Raw genomic sequence first — 8,744 nt, 5'->3', positions numbered from 1 at the left:
GCTGCGCTGTTGAGTTGCTTTCGTCAGCGCCCGCAGACACAAAAGCCACCTGCCCGCTCAGTCGGTAGGTGCAATGTAGGAGCGCGGTTCACAACTGGTGAAACCTGTCTTATTGTGAAGTCAACTCTCAAGCCGCGAACATCAAGTTTATCAAAAAATTGATAAAATTTCACCCATTACAGTCAGAGTTTGTGTGCAAGTCTTGTCAGCGATCATCCAGAACCCACGCTAAGATGCCTAGCCGAAAAAGGTTGACAGTTATCCATAACTCTAATTTATATTTTCCCCCGCAAAGTTTTGTCAGTCATCAATGCAGGCTATTTCCAGGATTTCTCACACATTAGGAGCATCTGGTAGAGCCGGCGCCACTTTTTTGACCACGCCCCCAAATGGATACTTGCTTGCTGACAGGATTCGGGGAGAGGCAAAAATTTTAGACTACTGTTCAAGCTGCCAGATTCATTGAAGTAAATCTCAAATCTCAAACTCAACTCGACTAACGCTCACAACCTTGTCATTGGTAATTTTGTTTAGCTCAACCGTGAGCGTTTTTACAGATTTGATTGGCATGGGGAATATTTCATGCCTATCTTTTATAAAAGAAAGCCATTTAGCGGAAATCGTAAGAGTGGTAAAATGTGCCGATGGTTATTACGCTCAATTCTGCATACAGGTAGACCTAGATTCACTTATATAAATCCTGGTAATCATATTACATTAAAAATAGAAATTCAAATAAGTTGACAATGATTAAAATGGCAGATAACTTGAGAATTCAATCTGTTCTCCTAACGAAGAGGTTAGATTAAATCAAGCCTGCCAACTTTTATTTTTGGGTGTTAATGACTCAGCAAATAGGCCAAAAGCTAAAGTTACTTTAGGTTGGCGCGATCTCAAAATAATAAGTAGACAACCTAAAGCACCCCAAATATTAAGTCTTGTTTGAAAAATCGCTTTTTTATAATTTAAGCTAGAAAGTAGCTTAAACTAAATATAGTTAATCAATAGCACAGCCGATAGAGGGAAAATAGTAGATATTAACTCTAAAAAGCTTCAGCTAGACAGAAGCAGTAGGAATACGTAGATATGGCTAGCATAACAAATATTTTTCGAGGATATGAGATTAACGAGCAAATATACGCAGGCAATCGAACTCTAGTTTATCGTGGCCGTCGGTCTTCTGATCAGCAGCCCGTAGTTATCAAACTGCTGCGAAATAACTTTCCCCGCTTCCACGAACTGGTTCACTTCCGCAATCAGTTTGTCATTACTAAAAACTTAGAGATCCCTGGCACTGTCAAGGCATACAGCCTGGAGACTTACCATAACCACTATGGTCTGGTAATGGAAGACTTTGGCGGAATTTCCTTAAGTAGCTACCTGGCTAGTCTGGTGTTCGCCAGCAGGGAACCTCTGGAAGGGTTGCCCATTAACGAGTTTCTTCCCATTGCAATTCAAATTGCCAACTCGCTTGACGGACTTTATCGCCACCACATCATCCATAAAGACCTCAAACCTGCCAACATTCTAATTAACCCTGTCAGCAAACAAGTTAAGCTGATTGACTTCAGCATCGCTTCCCTGTTGCCGCGCCAAACTCAAGAAATTCAAAACCCCAACCTCCTCGAAGGCACTTTACCTTACATATCTCCAGAACAAACTGGGCGAATGAACCGAGGCATTGACTACCGCACGGATTTCTACTCTCTGGGAGTCACATTCTACGAACTGCTGACGAGACAGTTGCCTTTCCAAAGCGAAGATCCGATAGAGTTAGTACACTGTCACCTTGCCAAGCAGCCTATCCCACTCCATCACATCAACAAAAGCGTTCCATTGGTGCTGTCTGAAATTGTTAGCAAACTGATGGCGAAGAATGCTGAAGATAGGTATCAAAGTGCGATCGGACTCAAGTTTGATTTGGAAACTTGTTTGTACCAGTGGCAACAAACTGGAGAAATCGCCTCTTTTAAACTAGGGCAGCGAGATTTGTGCGATCGCTTCATTGTTCCCGAAAAATTATATGGTAGAGAGATCGAAGTATTCTCCCTACTGACAGCCTTCGATCGCGTGAGTGCAGGAAGCGCGGAAATGATGCTGGTGGCTGGCTTCTCAGGCATTGGCAAAACCGCCGTCGTCAACGAAGTTCACAAACCGATTGTCGCAGCTAGAGGCTACTTCATCAAAGGCAAATTCGACCAATTTGGACGCAGCCAACCCTTCTCAGCTTTTGTACAAGCTTTTCGCGATTTAATGAAGCAATTGCTGAGCGAAACAGATGCTAAAGTTGAACAGTGGAAGACTCAAATCCTGGCAGCATTGGGCGAGAATGCTCAGGTAATCGTTGAGGTTATTCCTGAACTAGAACGGATTATCGGAGAGCAACCACCTGCACCAGAGCTTTCGGGCAGTGCTGCCCAAAATCGCTTCAATCGCTTATTAGAGAACTTCATTCAACTCTTCACAACCAAAGAACATCCCCTCGTCATCTTCTTAGACGACTTGCAATGGGCCGACTCAGCCTCGTTAAAGTTGATTCAACTTTTGATGAGCGATCGCGATCGGCGCTATCTCTTATTAATTGGAGCGTATCGAGATAACGAAGTCAGTCCCGTACACCCTTTAGTGCTGACATTATCCGACATTCAACAAACCGGAGCTACGGTAAACACCATTACCCTCGCGCCGCTCGATTGTTTCAATTTGAATTGTTTGATTGCCGATACTTTAGTTTGTTCTAGAGCCTTGGCTATGCCCTTAACAGAACTGGTCGATCAAAAAACCCAAGGCAATCCATTTTTCAGCACGCAATTTCTCAAATCTTTGCATGAAGATGGGTTAATTACCTTTAATTTTGAGGAGCGGTATTGGCAGTGCGATATTGCCACAGTACGAACCTTATCCCTGACAGATGATGTGGTCGAGTTCATGGCGCTTCAATTGCAAAAGTTGCCATCTCAGACTCAAGAAGTTTTAAAATTAGCTGCCTGCATTGGTAACGAATTCGATATAGCAACGCTGGCGGTAGTTTGTGAAAAATCTTCTTCAGATACGGCAGCCAACTTGTGGCCTGCTTTGCAAGCAGGGTTGATTCTCCCACTAACTGAAGTTTATAAATTTTTTACTTCAGAGGATTTTGAATTCACAAATCAGAATTCAGAAGGAGAAAGCAATACTTCTGACTCGTGGTTCCAGAATCCAGATTCCTGTTATTACAAATTTCTGCACGATCGCGTACAGCAAGCAGCTTACGTTTTGATTCCCGAATCCCAGAAACAATCCACTCATCTCAATATTGGTCAACTTTTGTTGATTAATACTCCCACAATAGAAAGAGAAGAGAAAATTTTTAATATAGTCAACCAGTTGAATTATGGTGTTGATTTAATTACCGACCCAACCGAACGTTACCAACTGGCTGAGTTGAATTTAATCGCTGGACGTCAAGCGAAGACTGCTACCGCTTATGCTGCGGCACGCAAATATTTAAGTTTTGGAAGGCAAATTCTAGCTCCCGATAGCTGGCAAACTCACTATGAAACAGCCCTGGAACTGCACGTATTAGCGGCAGAAACTGCATACCTGAGCTATGATTTTCAGGAAATGGAGGAATTAGCAGCTTTAGTCCTGCACCATGCCAGAACACTGCTGGATAAGGTCAAAGTTTATGAAATCGAGCTTTCTGCTTGTACGGCGCAAGTCAAACCCAAACAAGCCGTTGAAATGGGGTTAGCAGTTCTCAAACTCTTGGGAATCTGCTTTCCAGAAAATCCAACTCCGGCAGATATTCAGCAGGGGCTAGAACAAACCGCGTCACTTTTTGCTGGCAAAAAAATTGCGGACTTTATTGATTCGCCAGAAATGGAAAATCTCCAAAAGCAAGCAGCTTTGCGGATTCTATCAGGTTTAGTTTCTCCAGCCTACATCACGGCTCCACTTCTGCTGCCGTTGGTTATTTTGGAAATGGTTAATTTATCAGTTAGTTATGGGAATGCTCCCTTATCTGCTTTTGCTTACGGCTTGTATGGATTGGTATTAAGCGGGGTAGTTCAAGACATTGAAACAGGGTTTGAGTTTGGGCAATTGGCGTTAAATATTGTGGAGTTCTTTAATGCCAATTACCTGAAAACTAAAGTATTTTATACAGTCGGGGTTCACATCATACATGGTAAACATCATGTCAAAGAAACTATCCCTCTTTTAAAAGAAGGTTACGCGATAGGACTGGAAACGGGAGAACTTGAATTGGGATATTCAGCAAAAGAAATTTCTCAATATTCATATTTAATCGGTCGAGAAATTGCGGGGCTAGAAGAAGAAGTAGCGACCTATTGCCATGCGCTGGTTCAATTCAAACAAGAAGCAGCGTTAAATTATACTCAAATTGTTCATCAGGCTTTATTAAATCTGCTGGGGCGATCGGAAAATCCCTGTCAATTTGTGGGAGATGCCTACAATGAACAAACAATGCTTCCATTTCACATCCAAGCCAATGATCGCAACGGACTCCACTATTTTTACTTTCATAAAATGCTTGTGTGTTATCTGTTTGGAGAAACCGAGCAAGCTTTAGAAAATGCTCGGCAAGCCGAACAGTATTTAGACGCGGTGACGGGTATGCTCAATGTCCCGATGTTCTACTTTTATGACTCTCTAGCACGGCTGGGAGTTTGTAGCGATGTGGGTTCATCAGAAGAGAAACAAGAACATCTGCAAAAAGTGAAAAGCAACCAGGAAACCCTTCATAAATGGGCACATCACGCGCCCATGAATTTCTCGCACAAATGTTACCTAGTGGAAGCCGAACTGTTCCGAGTGCGGGGTGAAAATGTGCAGGCGATGGAGAGTTACGATCGCGCCATTGTTCTGGCTAAAGAAAACGATTATCTCAACGAAGAAGCTCTGGCGAATGAATTGGCTGCTAAATTCTACATGGCATGGGGGAAAGAAAAACTTGGCCAGGTATATCTAAGAGATGCTTACTATGCTTATGCTCGTTGGGGAGCGAAAGCAAAAATCGACGATCTAGAACAACGCTATCCCGAACTTCTGGCTCCTATCTTGAAACAGGAAAACGCTCGTTCGTTCGAGGAAGGTACTACATCCAATGAGAGTTCATTGATTTCAAGTCATCACCAAACAATTGCTGGCAGTACGAGTACCACAGTAATAGATTTACCAACTGTTATCAAAGCTTATCAAGCTTTGTCGAGCGAAATTAAGCTGGAACAATTGCTCACTACCCTTATGGAAGTGACGATTCAGAATGCAGGCGCTCAAACAGGAGTATTAATTTTGAAAGAAGAAAAAAACTGGACAATCGCTGTCCACTGTAGCGATCGCCAAGGCTGTCTTCTGCAAGAAACTATTGGGATCGAGGAGAGCGAATCAATTCCCCAGACTGTGATTAATTATGTCAAACGCACCCAGAAAACCCTAGTTTTCGATGATGTAAAGACTGAATTAATATTTACTTCTGACCCCTATATCAAGCAGCACAAACCTAAGAGCGTCCTATGTACTCCGATTATTCATCAAGGCAAAATGATGGCAATCCTGTATTTGGAAAATAATCTGACGACAGGGGCATTCACTGGCGATCGCGTCGCCCTCCTCAACATCCTCTGCTCCCAAGCTGCCATCTCGCTGGAAAACGCCCGCTTGTATCAGCAATCTCAACAGCTTTATCAACAATCTCAGGATTATGCCCAAAAACTGGAGCAGTCTATTCAGGATCTCAAACAGATGCAACTGCAATTGGTGCAGGGTGAAAAGATGTCTGCTTTGGGAAATTTAGTCGCAGGGGTAGCCCACGAAATTAACAATCCCGTAGGCTTTATCGCCGGCAACTTGCAACCGGCTCAAGAATACGTGGGGGATTTATTCAACTTGATTGATTTGTATCAAGAAAAATTTCCCAATCCGGGAGGGGAAATTGAAACAGAAATTAAGGATATGGACTTGGAGTATTTGCGAGAAGATTTGCCCAAATTGATTGGCTCGATGAAGGAGGGAGTCGAGCGCATCCGCAATATCAGTACAAGTTTGAGAACGTTTTCCAGGGCAGATAGCGATCGACCAGTTTCTTTCAATATTCACGACGGACTCGAAAGCACTCTCCTGATTCTCAAGCACCGTTTAAAAGCCAGCGAGTTCCGCCCTGCCATTGAAGTGGTGAAAGAGTATGGTGATTTGCCCCTAGTGAAATGCTTTCCCGGCCAGTTAAACCAGGTATTTATGAACGTACTGGCAAATGCCATTGACGCTCTGGAAGAGTCAAATAAGGAGCGCACTTTTAAAGAAATTAAAGCCAGACCTAATCAAATCACGGTTCAAACTGCTCTGAGCGAATTCAAAAATCACGTTTTGATTCGCATTAAGGATAATGGAGTGGGGATGTCGAACGAAGTCAAGGAAAACATCTTTAACCACTTATTCACAACCAAGCCTGTGGGTCAAGGAACCGGATTAGGATTGTCGATCGCCCACCAGATTGTTGTGGAAAAACATGGAGGTACGTTAACAGTGAATTCCTTCCTAGGGCAGGGTTCGGAGTTTGTTATTTGTATTCCAGGGTGAGCAGTTCGCAGTAGGTCTTTAGCGCAATTAGCGCCATCGGCTAACCTAGACTCGATCGACAGCTTCCTGCCGATCGTAGTTATCGTCAAAAATATCGGGTTTAGTAGGAAGAAACATACGGATATTCCGGGTTCCTATACACCTATGAGTTTAGAAGTGAAATAGTGAGTTGTAAGCTGTGAAACGTAATTTGTCCTATTGGCGTCCAATATTGTCAGTTTCGATTTTACCCGTACTGGCGATCGCCCCGTCTTTGCTCTGGAATCAACCCGGAAGATCGCAACAGGGGGAGAGGGCTGGGCTGATTCATGCTTCGATCTCCAGCCAGGGAATTCATTCCCTGGCTGATAGCGAAAGTCGGTTAAAACCGACTGAAATATTGAGCGATAGTTCTCTTGAGAGAACTTCAGCTATGAGACAGGGAATTCATTCCCTGTCGGAATATAGGTTTTTGGCTCAATCTGTACCGCCCTCTTCGATAATTAGACAAGGCCGCCAAGTGTCTCTAAACGGCCGCATTCTCCCCCTAACTTGGACTCAGCAGGCGGCGGCAAACAGCACTTCTGGGGATTTCCGAACTTGGATTGCTGACGTTGGATTGATGCAAAGTGCGGGAGTGGATTTGCTTAGCAGCGCCGACAGTGCCAAACAACCGGTGCAGTGGTTTTCGGTATCTTTAACCGACGCTCAAAGCTTAGCAGCGCGGGCAACAGGCCCGTATCGTTACTTAGATGTTACCGATTTTGCTAGACTTGCGGGCTGGGAGATATCTGCTGATGGGAATATTCTAAAAATTACTTCTCAAACTGCAAGTGTTACCGGAATTCGGCAAGCAGAAATAGAATCGGGCGATCGCATTGTTGTAGATCTCGATCGGCCAACTCCCTGGCAAGTCAACTTTGTCGATAAACCAAGCCCGTCGCCGACACCCACACCCAACCCCCCGGATGACCCCACAAAGCCCCCTATCCCACTGCAAAACCTCCGCACAGCGCCAAACCTCGAAACACCAGACGACCCGACCAAACCCGCCCTCCCGCTGCAAATAACGCCTGCAGCGCCGATCGCCGGTCAAGAATGGTCGATCGCGATTGATGCCAAAGTCGCACCCGCCATAATTCAGCAGACTTTCTCAACCAGCAAACAATTGCTATCACTAAAAGTCGAACCTGACGGCGTTCAAACCAAAGTCAAAGTGACGATTCCTTTAGGTTGGCGGCCGCAAGTTTTCAGCTTGAGAAATCCCAATCGATTAGTTATCGACATTCGGCCAGATTCCTTAGTAGAAAAAAACATTATTTGGGCGCCCGGTGTGCAGTGGCGGCAGCAGTATCAGAATTTAGGAACGGCTCGTTTTCCAGTAGTTTGGCTCGAAGTTAATCCGCGTCAAGCTGGTGTAAAAATTCGACCAATTCTCAGTAATCCACCGACTGATCAAGGCACTGCGCCTTTATTGCAAACAGCAGAAGTGTCGGGTGCGGCTGCGGCGATTAATGCAGGTTTTTTCAATCGAATTAATGGCTTAGCTTTAGGGGCAATTAGGCGCGACAATAAATGGCTTTCCGGGCCGATATTGAACCGGGGAGCGATAGCCTGGAACGATCGGGGAGAATTTGCGATCAATCGTTTGACTTTGCAAGAAACTGTGATAACTCCGGCAAATCAATTTTTGCCTGTTTCTCATCTCAATAGTGCCTACGTACAGCCGGGAATCGGTCGCTACACTCCTGATTGGGGAACAACTTATACTCCGTTGTCTGCCAATGAAATAGTTGTGACAGTTGCGGCCGATCGAGTTGTCAGCCAATTCCCCGGAGGTGCGACGGGAACAACAAGTTTCCCCATTCCAGCTAACGGTTATATTTTGGCTTTGCGTTCGGATTTATTCCCTGCATCTGAACTATCCATCGGCACTTTATTGCGTTTAGAAACTAACACTTTTCCTGCTGAGTTCAACCGTTTTCCTTACATTCTCGGCGGCGGGCCGGTGTTGGTACAAAACAGTCAAGTTGTGCTAGATGCTAAAGCGGAAGGGTTTAGCGATGCCTATGTTCGACAGACAGCAATTAGAAGTGCGATCGGGCGAACTGCTGCGGGGAATTTGCTGATTGTAGCGGTGCACAATCGCGCGGGCGGGGCGGGGCCAAATTTCGCAGAACTGGCGC

At 44.7% G+C, this 8,744-nt stretch carries 2 protein-coding genes; both read left to right on the top strand.

The window, feature by feature from the left end; translation table 11 throughout:
* Positions 1-1,086: 1,086 nt before the first annotated feature.
* A complete protein-coding gene (locus QUA38_RS25210; RefSeq protein ID WP_333166794.1) occupies positions 1,087-6,579 on the top strand; it encodes an AAA family ATPase in 5,493 nt (1,830 codons plus the stop codon).
* Between the two features lie 178 nt (positions 6,580-6,757).
* A partial coding sequence (locus QUA38_RS25205) for a phosphodiester glycosidase family protein (protein ID WP_333166792.1) occupies positions 6,758-8,744 on the top strand: 1,987 nt, incomplete at its 3' end.

This window comes from Microcoleus sp. Pol12B4, from assembly GCF_036701385.1.
Taxonomy (GTDB): Bacteria; Cyanobacteriota; Cyanobacteriia; order Cyanobacteriales; family Microcoleaceae; genus Microcoleus.
This window is presented reverse-complemented; position numbering and strand designations above follow the sequence as displayed.